Source organism: Blastococcus carthaginiensis (genome assembly GCF_030731085.1).
Classification (GTDB): Bacteria; Actinomycetota; Actinomycetes; order Mycobacteriales; family Geodermatophilaceae; genus Blastococcus; species Blastococcus carthaginiensis.
In genome coordinates, this window is sequence record NZ_JASNFN010000028.1 from 1 (window position 1) to 14,376 (window position 14,376).

13 protein-coding genes and 1 tRNA gene are annotated in these 14,376 nt (G+C 73.0%); 6 read left to right on the forward strand and 8 right to left on the reverse strand.

Annotated features, from left to right (window positions below; all coding sequences use genetic code 11):
• Positions 1-56: 56 nt before the first annotated feature.
• On the forward strand, positions 57-1,514 hold the full coding sequence (locus tag QOZ88_RS18600) for an IS110 family transposase (protein WP_305998273.1): 1,458 nt from the start codon (positions 57-59) through the stop codon (positions 1,512-1,514).
• Positions 1,515-1,518: 4 nt separating this feature from the next.
• Here the strand turns inward: QOZ88_RS18600 and QOZ88_RS18605 are convergent, their stop codons facing one another.
• From QOZ88_RS18605 to QOZ88_RS18620, 4 genes are all read right to left on the reverse strand, one after another.
• A complete protein-coding gene (locus QOZ88_RS18605) occupies positions 1,519-2,112 on the reverse strand; it encodes a TetR-like C-terminal domain-containing protein (RefSeq protein ID WP_306001204.1) in 594 nt (197 codons plus the stop codon).
• A gap of 134 nt (positions 2,113-2,246) precedes the next feature.
• Positions 2,247-2,579 (reverse strand): hypothetical protein, encoded by a 333-nt coding sequence (locus tag QOZ88_RS18610; protein ID WP_306001205.1) that lies wholly within the window; start codon positions 2,577-2,579, stop codon positions 2,247-2,249.
• A gap of 14 nt (positions 2,580-2,593) precedes the next feature.
• The gene (locus QOZ88_RS18615; protein ID WP_306001206.1) at positions 2,594-3,481 is read right to left on the reverse strand and encodes a 1,4-dihydroxy-2-naphthoyl-CoA synthase; all 888 of its coding nucleotides are present in this window, start codon (positions 3,479-3,481) and stop codon (positions 2,594-2,596) included.
• Between the two features lie 9 nt (positions 3,482-3,490).
• Complete coding sequence (locus QOZ88_RS18620) at positions 3,491-3,985, reverse strand: NUDIX hydrolase (protein ID WP_306001207.1); 495 nt, start codon at positions 3,983-3,985, stop codon at positions 3,491-3,493.
• A gap of 226 nt (positions 3,986-4,211) precedes the next feature.
• Here QOZ88_RS18620 and QOZ88_RS18625 point away from each other — a divergent pair, with 226 nt between their 5' ends.
• The 3 genes from QOZ88_RS18625 (at position 4,212) to QOZ88_RS18635 (ending at position 6,572) form a co-directional block, all read left to right on the forward strand.
• Positions 4,212-4,670 (forward strand): MaoC family dehydratase, encoded by a 459-nt coding sequence (locus QOZ88_RS18625; protein ID WP_306001208.1) that lies wholly within the window; start codon positions 4,212-4,214, stop codon positions 4,668-4,670.
• A 7-nt stretch (positions 4,671-4,677) separates the two neighbouring features.
• The gene (locus QOZ88_RS18630; RefSeq protein WP_306001209.1) at positions 4,678-5,250 is read left to right on the forward strand and encodes an LOG family protein; all 573 of its coding nucleotides are present in this window, start codon (positions 4,678-4,680) and stop codon (positions 5,248-5,250) included.
• 200 nt (positions 5,251-5,450) lie between these two features.
• Positions 5,451-6,572, forward strand: coding sequence for an NAD(P)/FAD-dependent oxidoreductase (locus QOZ88_RS18635; protein WP_306001210.1), 1,122 nt, complete (start codon positions 5,451-5,453; stop codon positions 6,570-6,572).
• Between the two features lie 68 nt (positions 6,573-6,640).
• Here QOZ88_RS18635 and QOZ88_RS18640 read toward each other — a convergent pair whose 3' ends face one another.
• On the reverse strand, positions 6,641-7,783 hold the full coding sequence (locus QOZ88_RS18640) for an epoxide hydrolase family protein (protein WP_306001211.1): 1,143 nt from the start codon (positions 7,781-7,783) through the stop codon (positions 6,641-6,643).
• Positions 7,784-7,845: 62 nt separating this feature from the next.
• Here QOZ88_RS18640 and QOZ88_RS18645 point away from each other — a divergent pair, with 62 nt between their 5' ends.
• Positions 7,846-8,808, forward strand: coding sequence for a helix-turn-helix transcriptional regulator (locus QOZ88_RS18645; RefSeq protein ID WP_306001212.1), 963 nt, complete (start codon positions 7,846-7,848; stop codon positions 8,806-8,808).
• A 124-nt stretch (positions 8,809-8,932) separates the two neighbouring features.
• Here QOZ88_RS18645 and QOZ88_RS18650 read toward each other — a convergent pair whose 3' ends face one another.
• The 3 genes from QOZ88_RS18650 to QOZ88_RS18660 all read right to left on the reverse strand — a co-directional run bounded on the left by QOZ88_RS18650 (position 8,933) and on the right by QOZ88_RS18660 (position 12,857).
• Positions 8,933-9,781, reverse strand: a complete 849-nt coding sequence (locus tag QOZ88_RS18650) for a hypothetical protein (protein WP_306001215.1) — start codon at positions 9,779-9,781, stop codon at positions 8,933-8,935.
• 354 nt (positions 9,782-10,135) lie between these two features.
• The gene (locus QOZ88_RS18655; RefSeq protein ID WP_306001213.1) at positions 10,136-12,400 is read right to left on the reverse strand and encodes an immune inhibitor A domain-containing protein; all 2,265 of its coding nucleotides are present in this window, start codon (positions 12,398-12,400) and stop codon (positions 10,136-10,138) included.
• A gap of 369 nt (positions 12,401-12,769) precedes the next feature.
• A tRNA-Ser gene (locus tag QOZ88_RS18660) sits at positions 12,770-12,857 on the reverse strand.
• Positions 12,858-13,198: 341 nt separating this feature from the next.
• On the opposite strand from QOZ88_RS18660, the gene QOZ88_RS18665 reads away from it, so the two are divergent.
• Positions 13,199-14,266, forward strand: coding sequence for an alpha/beta hydrolase (locus QOZ88_RS18665; RefSeq protein ID WP_306001214.1), 1,068 nt, complete (start codon positions 13,199-13,201; stop codon positions 14,264-14,266).
• Positions 14,267-14,376: the final 110 nt, after the last annotated feature.

Here is a 14,376-nt window from a genome sequence, read left to right on the forward strand (position 1 = left end):
AGCCGCCCGTCTCGGGCCGCCGGAGCGGAATGTCCGGTGGGCTCGAGGAGGAACAGATGCAACGACGGCTGGTCGGGATCGACCTGGGGATCGCCAGCGCGCACACGGTACGGGTGCTGGCCGAGGACGGCCGGGAGGTGTGCCGTCGCCGGTGTGAGCCAACGGTGGCCAGCCTGGCCGCGATCGAGTCCGCGGCGCTGGCCGGCACCGAGCCGGGAACCCACCTGGAGGTGGTGTTCGAGCCGACCGGGCCGGCGTGGTTGCCGGTCGCGGTCTTCTTCACCACCCGCGGCCATCTGGTGTTCCGGGTGTCCAGTGCCAAGGCCGCCGACCTGCGTCGGTTCCTGTCTCGACACGCCAAGAGCAACGGCATCGACGCCGACACCCTGGCCCGGCTGCCGCTGATCGACCCGGCCGGGCTGCAGCCGCTGGAGCTGCCCGGTGCCGAGGCCGCGGCGCTGGATCGGCGGGTTCGTGCCGCTGACCGGCTGACCCGGGCCGCCAGCGAGCACAAGGTGCGGATCAAGGACCTGGTCCGCCAGCTGATGCCGTGCTCGCCGTTGACCGGCGACCTCGGCCAGGCCGACCTGGCGGTACTCGAGCGCTGGGCCGACCCGCGGGCGCTGCTCAAGGCTGGGCCGGCCCGACTGACCGCGCTGATCGCCAAGGCATCGAAGAACCACCTCGGTGCCGACCGCGCCGAAGCGTGGCGCGCTGCTGCCGCCGCGGCCGTCGAGCTCTACGGGGACCACCCGGCGCTCGCCTTCGCTGATCTGGCCGCCGAGGTCGCCACCGAGGTCCGGCTGCTGCGCGCGATCCAGGCCGAGCTCGGCGCCCACGCCGCCAGCCGGGAGGAGGCCTACCGGTGGGCCGATCCAGGCCAGCTGGCCCGCTCGCTGCCCGGCCTGGCCGAGGTCGGCGCGCCGGTCGCGGCCGCCGGCATCGGCCGCCCCGGCCGGTTCCCCTCCGGCCCGCACTTCAAGTCCTACCTGGGGCTCGCCCCGCGGGCCTCCGAGACCGGCGACACCGACCGCAAGGGACAACCCATGTCCAAGGCCGGCTCGTCGCTGATGCGCAGCACGTTCATCCGCGCCGCCGACCACGCCCGCAAGCAGGACCCCCAGCTGGCCCGCGTCTACTACGTGCAGATGGTCGAACGCGGCGCCGAGCACCTCAAGGCTCTCTGCGTGGTCGCCGGCCACCTCGCCGAACGCTTCTGGGCGGTGATGAACCGCGGCATGCCCTACGTCGTCTGCGACACCAACGGCACCCCAGTCACCCCAGAGCAGGCCAAGGCCAACATCGCCGAACAGTGGACCGTCCCCACCGACGTCCGCGCTCGCCGGCGCAGCCGCAAGAAGGCGGGGAAGGCCCCTCAGCAAGCCCCTACGGGACATGTCAGGTCAGGCACTCGAGGTGCCGACGAACGAGGCGACCTTCCCCGCCCCTCATCGTCGAAGAGCGCCCACCGCACCGTCAAGCGCGACCCCCTCTTGACAGCCGATCCCCGATAGGGAATCAGGCGGCGACGATCTCGCCGACCGGCCGCAGCAGCGGCAGCAGCACCTCGTCGGCGACGAACTCGACCTGCTCGGGCGTCAGCGGCTCGGCCATGCGGTAGCGCTGCCACCAAAAGGCCTCGAGCACCGAGGCGAGGAGCCGCAGCCGCTCGAGCCGCACGGGCTCCCCGCGCTGCTGAGCGCGCTCGCCGAGGGTCTGGACGGCGGCGGCCAGCGGCCGGACGAGCGCCTCGTCGAGCCCCGCGCGCAGCTCCTCGTCGTGCCGGGCCGCGCCGACCAGGCTGGCGACCGCGCGCTCCTCGCGGTCCAGCGGCCGCGTCCAGCGCTCGGTGATCAGACCCAGCAGGTCGGCGCGCAGCGATCCGGCGTCCTCGGGCAGCACCACGAGGTCGAACCGGCTCACCGCGGCCCGGGCCATCGCCGACATCGACGGCCACCGGCGGTAGATGCCGGCCTTGCCCGCGCGGGCGCGAGCGGCGATGCGGTCGCTGTTCAGGCGCCCCCAGCCCTCGTCGGCCAGGATGTCGACGGCCACGGCGAGCAGTTGCTCGGACAGCTCCGCGCTCAGCGGACGCCCCGGCGTCCCGCTCACGACCCCATCCCGTCACGGCTTGTCATATGCACCGGCACATCCTGGCCCGCGGACCCGGTCACCACAACGATCTAGATCATCTGAGTTTCGGACAACTCGCCCGAGCGCTCCCCCGACGGGGTCGACCGCCCTGCTCAGGCCCCCGCGGCGCTCTCGACGTGCACCTGGAGTTTCGCGCCGTCGTCGGACAGCCAGCCCTGCGCCCGGGCCCCGGCGATCATCTCGTCCCACCGCGTGGTCCAGTCCCCGGCCGTCGCCCGGGGCTCCGCGGCGGCCCGCAGCGCGGCCACGTCCAGGAACGCCGTCTCGGCGTCCTGCAGCCGCCCCAGGCCGGACCGCTCGAGCGCCTCGGCCGCCTCCTCGTCGGTGACGACGCCCAGGGCCAGGTGCAGGCTGCCCAGGTCCTCGACGTCGACCACCCGTGCCTCGGGGCGCTCGTCGGCGCCCGTGACGATCTCGACGATCATGCGGTCCTCCTCGTTCAGACGTGCCAGGGGAAACGGGTGAAGTCGGGATCGCGCTTCTCCAGGAAGGCGTCCCGGCCCTCGACGGCCTCCTCGGCCATGTAGGCCAGCCGGGTGGTCTCCCCGGCGAACAGCTGCTGGCCGACCAGGCCGTCGTCGATCAGGTTGAACGAGTACTTCAGCATCCGCTGGGCGGTCGGCGACTTGGCCACGATCTTCCGGCCCCAGTCCAGGGCGGTCGCCTCCAGCTCCGCGTGCGGGACGACGCGGTTGACCATGCCCATCGCATGGGCATCGGCCGCGGTGTACTCCTCGCCGAGGAAAAAGATCTCCCGCGCGAACTTCTGGCCGACCTGCCGCGCGAGGTACGCCGAGCCGAAGCCGCCGTCGAAGCTGCCGACGTCGGCGTCGGTCTGCTTGAACCGGGCGTGCTCGGCGCTGGCCAGGGTGAGGTCGCTGACCACGTGCAGGCTGTGCCCGCCGCCGGCCGCCCACCCGGGGACGACGCAGAGGACGACCTTGGGCATGAACCGGATCAGCCGCTGCGCCTCGAGAATGTGCAGCCGGCCGCTCGACCCCTCGCTGTGCTCGTAGCCGTACCTGCCGCGCACCCGCTGGTCACCGCCCGAGCAGAAGGCCCAGCCGCCGTCCTTGGGGCTCGGCCCGTTGCCGGTGAGGATCACGCAGCCGACGTCGGTGGACAGCCGGGCGTGCTCCAGCGCGGTGATCAGCTCGTCGACGGTCTGCGGCCGGAAGGCGTTGCGCACCTCGGGCCGGTCGAAGGCGATGCGGACGACGCCGGCGTCCACGGCGCGGTGGTAGGTGATGTCGGTGAAATCGAAGCCCTCGACCGGCGCCCACGCGGAGCTGTCGAAGATCTCGGAGACGTCGTCGCGGGCGCTCATGCGCCGAACCTAACCCGCGGTCCGGGGCGGAGCAGCGCCGTCCCCGAGGAGGGGCCGCAGCCGGTCCAGGGAGGCGGCCAGCCCCGGGTGCAGCGCCACCGCGGACAGCCCCGCCAGCGGCACCCAGGCCACGCCGTCGCTCTCGCCGTCCAGCCGGAGGTCCACCGCCTCGAACCGGCGCGCCGGCCGGGCGAGCACCGTCGTGTAGGCCCAGCCGCCGTGGTCGTCGACCGATTGCGCGCCCAGGACGACGTCGGCCGCGGTGAGCCCCAGCTCCTCCCGCACCTCGCGCAGGGCGCCGTCGGCCGGGGCCTCGCCCGCGTGCAGGGCGCCCCCCGGCGTGCCCCACGTGCCGCCGTGGTGGGACCACCAGGCGCGGTACTGCAGCAGCAGCTCGACGCCGTCCGGGCCGTCGCGGTGGATCAGCAGACCGGCCGCGCCTGCGCGCCCCCAGTGGCGGTGCCCCTGGTCGCAGGCGGTCCAGCCGTCGGTCGAGGAGAGCACGTCGGCCAGTCAACCCGGTCGCGCGCCGCCGCGCCCGGCCCGGGTGCGGCGAGGCGTCCGCGCGAGACGGAGTGCGCGGATGGTCAGTTTTCGGCACGGGAATGGCGCGTCTGCGCACACTGTCCTGACGCGAAACGCTAGCCGGCCCAGCTTGGACCAGTCGAAGGTTGCGTGACGCGGCACTAGTTTCCTGAGGACGACATCGGAACCCCCGGAGGACGAGCGCATGAGCACCACGACGACCATGGCCGAGCTGAACGGGCTCACCGGCACCGAGCTGGGCGCGAGCGACTGGTACGAGGTCACCCAAGAGCACGTGAACCTCTTCGCCGACGCGACCGGCGACCACCAGTGGATCCACGTCGACGTCGAGCGCGCGGAGAAGGAGAGCCCCTTCGGCGGGCCGATCGCGCACGGCTACCTCACCCTGTCGCTGCTGGCCTCGCTCTCGTCGCAGGTCCTCGCCGTGACCGACACCGTGATGGGCGTGAACTACGGCCTGAACAAGGTGCGCTTCCCCTCCCCCGTGCCGGTGGGCTCCCGGGTCCGGCTGACCGCGACCCTGAAGTCGGTCGAGGAGGTCACCGGCGGCCTGCAGGTGACGCTGGGCGCCGTGATCGAGCGCGAGGGCGGGGACAAGCCGGTCTGCATCGCCGAGCCGGTCTTCCGCTACTACGGCGGCTGAACGCCGGGTGCGCATCGCCGTCTTCACCGGGTCGCACGCCGGCCCGCCGGCCCACGCGGACGCCGCCGCGGCCTTCGCCACCGGGCTCGCGCGGGCCGGCGTCGGCATCGTCTACGGCGGCGGCCGCGTCGGGCTGATGGGGATCGTCGCCGACGCCGCGCTCGCCGCCGGCGGTGAGGTGGTGGGCGTCATCCCGCAGCACCTCGTCGACGACGAGCTGGCCCACCCCGGGCTCCCGCGCCTCGAGGTGGTCGCGACCATGCACGAGCGCAAGGCGCTGATGGCCGGCCTCGCCGACGCGTTCATCGCCCTCCCCGGCGCCGCGGGCACCCTCGAGGAGCTCTTCGAGGCCTGGACGTGGGGCATGCTCGGGCTGCACGCCAAGCCGGCGGCGCTGCTGGACGTCGACGGTTTCTGGCAGCCGCTGCTGGCCCAGCTGCGCCGCATGGTCGACGACGGGTACCTCGACGCCCGGCGGCTGGATGCGCTCGGGGTGGTGCACGACGCCGCCGGCCTGCTGCGCTTCGTCGAGGGCTACGTGCACCCGCCGCGCAAGTGGACGGCGCCCTCGTCGTCCTGACCGCGGCAGCCTCACCTAGTACCGCGTCACGCAACCTTCGACTGGTCCAAGCTGGGCCGGCTAGCGCTTCGCGTCAGGACAGTGTGCGCAGACGCGCCATTCCCGTGCCGAGAACTGACCATCTGCGCACTCCGTCGCCATCCGCGGCGGTCTCGGGAAGGCAGGCGAACGTTGACGGCCGCAGTACTAGCGTCGGGCGGGTGGAGCACTGGGACGTCGTCGTCGTCGGAGGGGGCCCGGCCGGCGCCGCTGCCGCCCTGGCCGCCCGGCGGGCCGATCCGGCCGCCCGCGTCCTGGTGCTCGACCGCGCCGGCTTCCCCCGCGACAAGGTCTGCGGCGACGGCATCGCCGCCGAGGCGTTCGACGTCCTGGCCGGCCTGGGGGTGGAGCCGGCCACCGTCACCGACGGTTTCCCCGCCGTCCCGCGGCTGCGGCTGACCTCGCCGCGCGGGACCACCGTCGAGCGGGCCACCGAGCGCCCCTCGCACGTCATCCCGCGCGCGGTGCTCGACGCGCGTCTCATCGGGGTGGCCCAGGACGCGGGGGCGGTGCTCCGCCGCCAGCAGGTGCGGCAGGTCAGCGTGCACCCCGACCGCGTCGAGGTGGACGGGTCCGTCACCGCCGGGGTGCTGATCGGGGCCGATGGCGCAGAATCGGTGGTCCGCCGGGCGCTGGGCGTGCGGCGCAACGCGCCCACCGAGCTGGCCGTGGCGCTGCGCGGGTACGCCCCCGAGCTCCCGGGGCAGGCCGGGGTGCAGGTCATCGTCACCACCGAGCAGCGCTGGCCCGCCTACGCCTGGTCCTTCCCCCTCGGCGACGGGCGGGCCAACGTGGGCTACGGGGAGCTGGTGTCCGGCGGTGCCAGCCGGGCCGGCCTGGAGGACGGGCTGCGCCGCCTGCTGCCCGGCGTCGCCCCCGACGCGCTGCGTGCCCACCGCCTGCCGCTGAGCACCGGGAGACCGCGGCAGCCCGACGGCCGGGTGCTGCTCGCCGGCGACGCGACCGCGCTGATCAACCCGCTCACCGGCGAGGGCATCTTCTACGCGGTGCTCTCGGGCGCCCTGGCCGGCGTGGCCGCCGGTGCGGGCGCGGGGGCCGGCGCGGCCTACCGGGAGGCGCTGGGGCGCCGTCTGGGCCGGCACCTGCGGCACTCCACGACGGCGTCCTGGCTCAGCCGCCGGCCGGCGCTCATGGATGCGGTGCTGCGCTCGGCCGGCGCGCGGCAGCAGGTGTTCGACGACGTGGTGCGGCTCGGGCTGGCCGACGGCCGGCTCACCCTGCGGGCGCTCGCCGGGGCGGCGCGCCACCTGCCGAGAACCTAGCGGTCCTGGACGCGCCGGACGGGCGAGCCTCGAGTGGGTCTTCGTGGCCCGCCGGCCCTGGCGCGGGATCAGGAGATGCCGCGGAAAAAGGTGCGGATGTCGTCCGCGAGCAGCTTCGGCTCCTCCATCGCGGGGAAGTGACCGCCCTCGGTGAACTCGCTCCAGTGGCTGATCGCGTTCCACGGGTCCATCACGCGGCGCATGAGCGGATGGGTGTCGAACACGGCCCATCCGGACGGCACGTCGGCGGCCATGACCCAGTCGAGCCCCGAGTGCTCGCCCTCGTAGTAGAACTGCGCGCTCGACGCGCCGGCGCGGGTGAACCAGTACAGGCTGACGTTCGCGAGGAGCTGGTCACGGTCGACCGACTCGTCCGGCGTCCGGTACGCGCCGCTGGTCCTGGTCCTGAACTTCTCGGCGATCCACGCGAGCTGCCCGGCCGGCGAGTCGGTGAGCGCCGCGCCGATCGTGTCGGGACGGTGGTTCTGCATCTCGAGATACCCGCGCTCGGCCGCATCCTCGGTGCGCACTGCCTCGACCTGGGCGATCTCGTCATCGGACAGGCCGTCGGGGTAGGGGAACTTGTCGCCGACGAACCCGAGCAACCGGCCGTCGCAGCCGACATGCGTGCCGATGACACGCGCCGGGTAGCAGGCCGCGAGCCGGCCGGTGACGCCCGAGCCGATATCGGTGCCGTGGGCCGCGAACCGCTCGTACCCGAGACGCGTCATGATCTCGGCGTATGCCTCCGTCGTCCGTGCCAGCTCCCAGCCGGTCCCTGACAGCGGGGTGGAGAACCCGAAGCCGGGCAGCGACGGGATGACCACGTGGAACTCGTCGGTCAGCAGCGGGACGAGTCGCTGGTACTCGACGAACGAGCCCGGCCAGCCGTGGTTCAGGATCAGCGGGGTGGCCTCCGGGTTCGCCGATCGCGCGTGGACGACGTGGAACGGCTGGCCGTCGACGACCGTCGTGAACTGTTCGTGCTCGTTGAGCTTCGCCTCCTGCGCACGCCAGTCGAACCCGTCGCGCCAGTACTCGGCGAGCTCCTCCAGGTACACCAGCGGGATGCCGCGGCTGAAGTCGGTGCGATCGTCTCGGCCGGGCACGGGGATCGGCCAGCGCGTGTGTGCCAACCGGTTCCGCAGGTCGTCGATGTCGGCCTGCGGGATGTCGATGCGGAACGGTGTGAGTGCCTTGTTCTCGTCCATGACGTCAACGTTCGCAGGCAATGCGGCAGGTCAGCTTCCGCAATTGCTGGATGATCGGGACCATGTTGGAGACCTCGGCCCGCCTGCTCCAACTGCTGTCGTTGCTCCAGCTCAAGCGCGACTGGACGAGCTCCGAGCTCGCCGGCCGGCTCGATGTGAGCACGAGGACTGTGCGCGCCGACATCGGCAAGCTGCGTTCGCTCGGGTACCCCGTGGACGCGCGCCCCGGCGTCGCGGGCGGGTACCGGCTGGCCGCCGGGACGGCGATGCCCCCATTGCTGCTCGACGACGACGAAGCCGTCGCCGTCGCGGTCGGACTGGGTGTGGTCGCGACCCAGCGGCTCGGCGTCGAAGAGACATCGCTCACCGCGCTCGCGAAGCTGGAGCAGGTGCTGCCCTCGCGCCTGCGTCGGCGCGTCGAGGCGGTACGCGAGGCGACGAGCGTCGTCCCAGGGGCTGAGCCGCCGCTCGATCTCTCGGTTCTCGGCGCGGTCGCTGCCGCGATCCGCGGCCACGAACGGCTCCGGTTCGGATACACGAAGCCCGGGGGCAGCGAAGGGGCCCGCCACACCGAACCGCAACGGCTGGTGACCTGGGGGCCGCTCTGGTACCTGCTCGCGTGGGATCTCGACCGTGACGACTGGCGGGTCTTTCGTGTCGACCGCATGGTCCCGCACGCACCGACGGGGGCGCGGTTCCAGCCGCGCAGGCTCCCGGAGGACGATGTCGTCGGGTACGTCGTCGGACGCGTCAGCAAGGCGGCCTGGAAGTACCGCGCCCGGGTACTCGTGCATGCTCCCGCCGCCAAGGTCGCCGCGAAGATCCCCATCCCGGTCGACATCGAAGTGGTCGACGAGTCCACGTGCCGTGTCGAGCTGGGTTCCGACGACCCGGACGGGCTCGCGCTGTGGATGACACAGCTCGACGTCGACCTCGAGGTGATCGACGGAGACGAGCTCGCGGTGGCGTTCGATCGCCTCGCGACGAGGTTCCGCCGCGCGGCGGGTGGCGCATCCTCGACGTGATTCCCGGCCGCCGGTCCTTCGACGATGTCGTCGAGGGAGGTCTCCGCCAGGGTCGCGCAAGCCTCGACGGCTTCGCCGGCTTCTTCCCTCTGCAGCGTCCGTCGGTGCTCCGCCAGCTCCTGGGTCAGCGCACCGCCGTCACCAGGGGGACGCCGGAGGCCCCGAAGGTCTGGACGACGAAGCCGAGCTCGGTCAGCGTGTCGGCCAGGGCGGCGTCCATGAGCTCCTGCACCGCCTCCAGGGCCGCGTCGCCCCGCGAGAGCTGCACGCCCATCCGGTCGTGGGTGCGCCAGCTGACCAGCACCCCGCAGGAGGCGGCCTCGGGCACCAGGCAGACCCCGCCGGACGTCCCGGCCCCGGCGGCGTCGTGCAGCGGCAGCCCCGCCTCGACCAGCGCCGCGGCGACCTCCACGACCAGGGTGGTCAACGGGTCGGTGTCGGTGAGCAGCGCGTCCCAGTCCTCGGGGAGCCGGTCGAGCTGGTCGCCGAGCTCGGCCAGCCACGCCCGGTCCGCCGGGGAGGGCCGGGGGGCGACGCTGCCGTCGGCCCGCGGGGCGCCGTAGACCGAGACGGCCGCGAGCCCGCCGGAGAGCGCCGCCCAGTCGGCGTCGATGCGGTCGTCGAACGGGCCGGCCAGCACCTGCGCCCCCTCGTCGACCAGCCACCAGCCGTGCCCGGTCCCCGGGGCGGCGACGGCGACGCGCGCCGGCGCAGGGGCCTCGGCGGGCCGGGCGGCGACGGCGACGCCGTGGGGACGCAACTGCCCGTCCCCGCCGGCGGCAGGGGCGGCGGCGCGACGGCCGGCCGGGTGGGTGCCCGAGGCGCGCGCCGCCGCGCGCTGGGTGTGCTGGGTCGCGGTAGCGCGGGCGTACTCGTACCGCGCGGTGGAGCTGGCGCCGAGCGCGACCACCACCGCCGTGCAGAGCAGGAAGCCCAGCACCGCCGCGGCCGGCCACAGCAGCATCGTGCCCATGATCACCTGGGGACTCCTCCGTGCGCGCGTCGCGGCCGGGGAAGGTGCCGCGATCACGGGAGAAGTTACGGCGCACCGACCTCCCCATCGGCGGGTTCGACGCCACTCCGGAACGCCCGTCACCCGATCGTTGCGACCGCCCCCGCGACCGTCCGGTCACCCCTCCCCCGGCCCGCCGCCATGTCGACATGGACGGCGCTGACCTGGGCATATGCGACTCATGCGACCTCGGTCACCCCGGTGGGCGCGCCAGCCGGGCATGTCGCGCGGGCGGCGGGTGCAGGAGCGGGCCCCGGGATGCGGAACGGCCCGCCGGCGGGTGCCGACGGGCCGTTCGCGTGGTGCGCTACCGGGTCAGTTGACCCGGACCTGCATGAGCGCACCCGCGGCGCTCATCCCCGTGACGGTGATCGTCGTGCCCGTCTTGGGCACGTCGACGCCGGTCCAGCCGTTGGCGTCGGGCTGCTCGCCCGGCGCCACCCACCAGTCCTCGGTGTCGTCGAAGGTGCGCACGGCCGGGAGGCCGCCGACCTTCTGGCCCACACCGGTGTCCGGGTCGTGGAGGGTGATCTTGTCGGTCGGCTGGAGCCCGAAGGTGGAGTCGTAGGACTGCACCCGCGCGCGCCAGCTCTCCCCGTTGGTGCGGTCCTCGCCCTCGTCGTCGGTCGGCTCGTAGAGCAGGCCCGGGTGGGCGTCGACCGGCAGGAGCAGGCCGGCGCCGGGGTGGGCGCCGACGTTGTTGTCGTTGTACTGGGTGTTCCAGTAGCTGATCAGCAGACCGTCCTGGTACGGGAAGTGCTCCACCCAGTTCGGCCGGCGGGGGTCACCGAAGTTGTACGGCCCCGTCTTCAGGCCCGTGTCGTAGCCGGTGTAGGCCCGGTTCTCGAGGATGTAGGCGTTGAAGTACGAGTTCGTGGTCGTGCCGGTGGTGACCTGGAAGCCGTCCAGCGTCCACTCCGTCACCGGGGTGCCGCCGATGGACACGGCGTCGACCTGGAGGCCCGGCTCGGTGGCGGCGCCGTCGGTCCAGTAGCGGAAGCCGATCAGCGCGCCGTCGGGCACGTCCGCCAGGCTCGCCGTCAGGTCCACCCACTCGCCACCCGTGGTGCCGGTGATGCCCTCGCCGAAGTTCTGGCCGTGGGGGTCGGTCGTCGTCGACAGGTTCGTCGGGATCGAGGTGAAGGTGCTGCCGCCGTCGGTGGAGTACACGGCGTAGGCGTAGTCCCAGTCCTGCTCGATCTGGTAGTTGACCTTGGCGGTCAGCTCACCGGCACCGGCCGGCTTGGCGGCCAGCATGCTGCGGTCGAGGTTGTCGCCCGAGCCGGAGTACCAGAAGTCCTCGCCCTCGAACGGCGTGCCGATCGTCGCGGTGACCTCCTTGTCCGGGAGGACGACGACGGCGGCCTGGTTCTCCTTGGAGTTGTAGGCCGACGGGCCCAGGCGCAGGTTCGCGCTCTCGCCGGGCGCCACGACCTCGTAGTTCAGCCAGCCGAGCTGCAGCTTCTCCCAGGCACCCATGTGGATCGGCTGGGTGCCGATGCCGTCCTGCGGACGACCCGAGCTGCCGTAGGAGCCGGAGCTCATCAGGGTCCAGAAGGCGGTGCTGTTCTCCGCGCCGCCGCTGTTGCCCGAGGTGTCGTAGAGGTCGGGCAGACCGAGGTCGTGGGCGAACTCGTGGGCGAAGACGCCGACGCCGCCGTTCTCGGGCTCGACGGTGTAGTCACCGATCCAGTACTTCGAGCCGCCGACCGGCGCACCGCCCAGCGGGTTGACCGCCCCGTTCACGGTCGGGCCGGCGACGCCGATCCGGTTGGTCTGGTTGTACCAGCGGTGGCTCCAGATGGCGTCGTCGCCGAGGACGCCGCCGCCGACCTCCTCGCCCTCGCCGGAGTGCACGGCCTGGAAGTGGTCGATGTAGCCGTCGGCCTCGTCGAAGTTGCCGTCGCCGTCGGAGTCGTAGCGGTCCCAGACGTCGAACTGCGAGAGGTACTCGTCGATCTGCTCCGGGGTCTTGCCCGAGGCGATCTGCCCGTCGTACCAGGCGGTGGTCGAGTCGTTGATGAAGCCCCAGACGGCGTTGTCGCCCAGGTCGTTGTCGCCGTAGGAGGCGCCGGTGCCCGGCACCTGCACCCAGTCCTCGACCTCACCGGTGACGGTGTAGCGGCCCGAGGAGAGCTGCTCGTAGAAGTTCGCCACCGAGTTGACGCCGGGGGCGGTGCTGTAGAGCAGGGTGTCGAAGTAGCCCTGGGAGAAGTCCGGCGTCCAGATGGTGGTGTTGTCGACCGACCGCTCGGGCTCGGGGATCGAGTTGTGCGGCAGGTCGCTGAACTCGCCGAGGACGGTCCAGATCGCGTCGCTGTCCTCCTGGGCCAGCTCGACGTAGCGGCCGCGGGCGACCTCGACGACCTTGTTGTTGCCACGCGGCGTGGCCTGCCCGGTGAGCACCTGCTCGAGCGCCTGGGCCCGCAGCTCCTGCTGCGTCTCGGCGAGCGGGTTGGGCAGGTCGTGCGCGCGCTGAGGCGTCGCGGGGGCGTCTTCAGCGGGGGGTGCGGCGGAAGCCGTCACGGGAACCGCCATGACCAGGGCGGCGCCGGCGACGACGGCCAGAGCTCTCTTCAAGGATGCGTCTCCTGGGTCAGAGGAAGACCGTCCAGCCGACCGGCGGGGAGCCGCCGGCGGCCCTCGCGGGCGGTCGGCCGGGACGTTAGGTGAGCCTCGCCACTCTGTCCACAGAGCGGTACGGACCGGTCACGCACCGGATGGAGCCCGGTGATCGACAACTCCCGGGACGACCTGCTTCTTTACCTTTGCGAAACAGTTTCGGAACCCTCGGAATCGGCCCCGCAGTGTCTCAGCCACTGGGACGCGACGCGCTGATCTGAGACCCTCACCACAGCCGGCGGAGGGGTGGGGTCGCCGCAGATGACGAGCGCCCGGACCCACGAATCGTGGGTCCGGGCGTCCGGGATGTCCTGCGACATCACACGGCGGAGGGCGTGGGATTCGAACCCACGAAGAGGGGTTACCTCTTAGCGGTTTTCAAGACCGCCGCACTAGGCCACTATGCGAGCCCTCCTGGCGCCGTCGAGGCTAGTGCGTGCCCCGGTCGGCGCGCGGGGCGGCGGGTCGCGGGCCCTACCCGGTGCACCGGCCGCCGCGGCGGGACGCCGTGACACGAGCGCGCTCGCCCCCGGGAGTCCGGCGGCCGCCCTCCGGAAGGGCGCCGGGCAGCCGCCCGTCGAGATGCGGCGGAGCGGGCGTCGCGGACCGGTCGGGAGCCCGATGTGGCGGATCTCGGCGACAGCCCGCCGGTTCGCCGGACTGTTCCGGGGAGTGGAAGTCGGGCTTCGTCATGCCACGGGAGTGTGCCTAGCGTCACAGGACCCGGATCCGCACCAGCGAACGGAGCTCGATGCCATGAACCCCAGCGCACGGCACGCACGGAAGGGGCTCGCGGCCGGCTGCGGCCTCGCCGCAACGCTCGCCCTCACCCTGGCCGCACCGGCCCAGGCAGCGCCGCCGCAGGGCGAGCCCACCGTGATCAGCGATCTGGCCTACGGGCCCGCGACCCCCGGCAACCTGCTCGACCTGCACCTGCCGGCCGCCCGCGGGAAGGGCGAGCTGCCGCTGGTGATCTGGCACTCGGGCTCGGCCTGGTTCAGCAACGACGTCAAGACCGGCGAGCAGGCGCTGGACGTCGTCGAGGAGTTCACCGGCCGCGGGTACGCCGTAGCGGCGATCAACGTGCGGTCCAGCTTCGACGCCCGCTTCCCGGCGCAGGGCCACGACGTGCGCGCCGCCGTCCGCCACCTGCGGGAGAACGCCGACGAGTACGGCCTCGACCCGGACCGCTTCGCGTTCCTGGGCAACTCGTCGGGCGGCTGGTCGGCGGCGTTCGCCGCGACGACGAGCGACATCGAGCAGCTGCCCGGGGAGACGGGCGTGGACGGGACGTCGAGCGCCGTCCAGGTGGCCGTGCCGTTCTTCCCGCCGACGGACTTCCTGTCGATGGACACCTTCGCGGCCGAGAACGACCTCCCGATGCAGGAGGGCATCTACCCCCACGACGCGCCGGACTCCCCGGAGAGCCGGCTGGTCGAGTGCCCCGGCGAGGTCTTCCCGACCGAGCTCGTGAGCATCCAGGCCTGCCCGGCGGAGACCGAGGCGGCCGACCCGAGCAGCTACATCGACGGCGACGAGATCCCGATCTGGGTGCTCCACGGCCTGGCCGACGCGCTGCTGCCCTACAACCAGAGCCAGCTCGTCTACGACTCGACGACGGCCGCGGGGAACGAGGCCCGGTTCACGCTCGTGCCGGGCGCCGGCCACTCGGTCGACGAGGTCCTCGGCGCCCGCGAGTCGACGACGTGGCTCACCAACGCCTTCGGCCGCGAGCGGGTCGTCCACCGTGCCTCCCCGACCTGGCACGACATCGACCGGTTCCTGCGCCTCGGCTTCGCCCAGGCGGAGCGGGCCGGCCGCTGACGCCGTGGGACGGCGTGCGCCCGGGCCGGTAGGTGGCCCGGGCGCACGGCGCCCGCCGTCGTCCCGGCGTGGCGGGAGTCGGGCCCGCGACCGCCACCGGGACGCCCCCC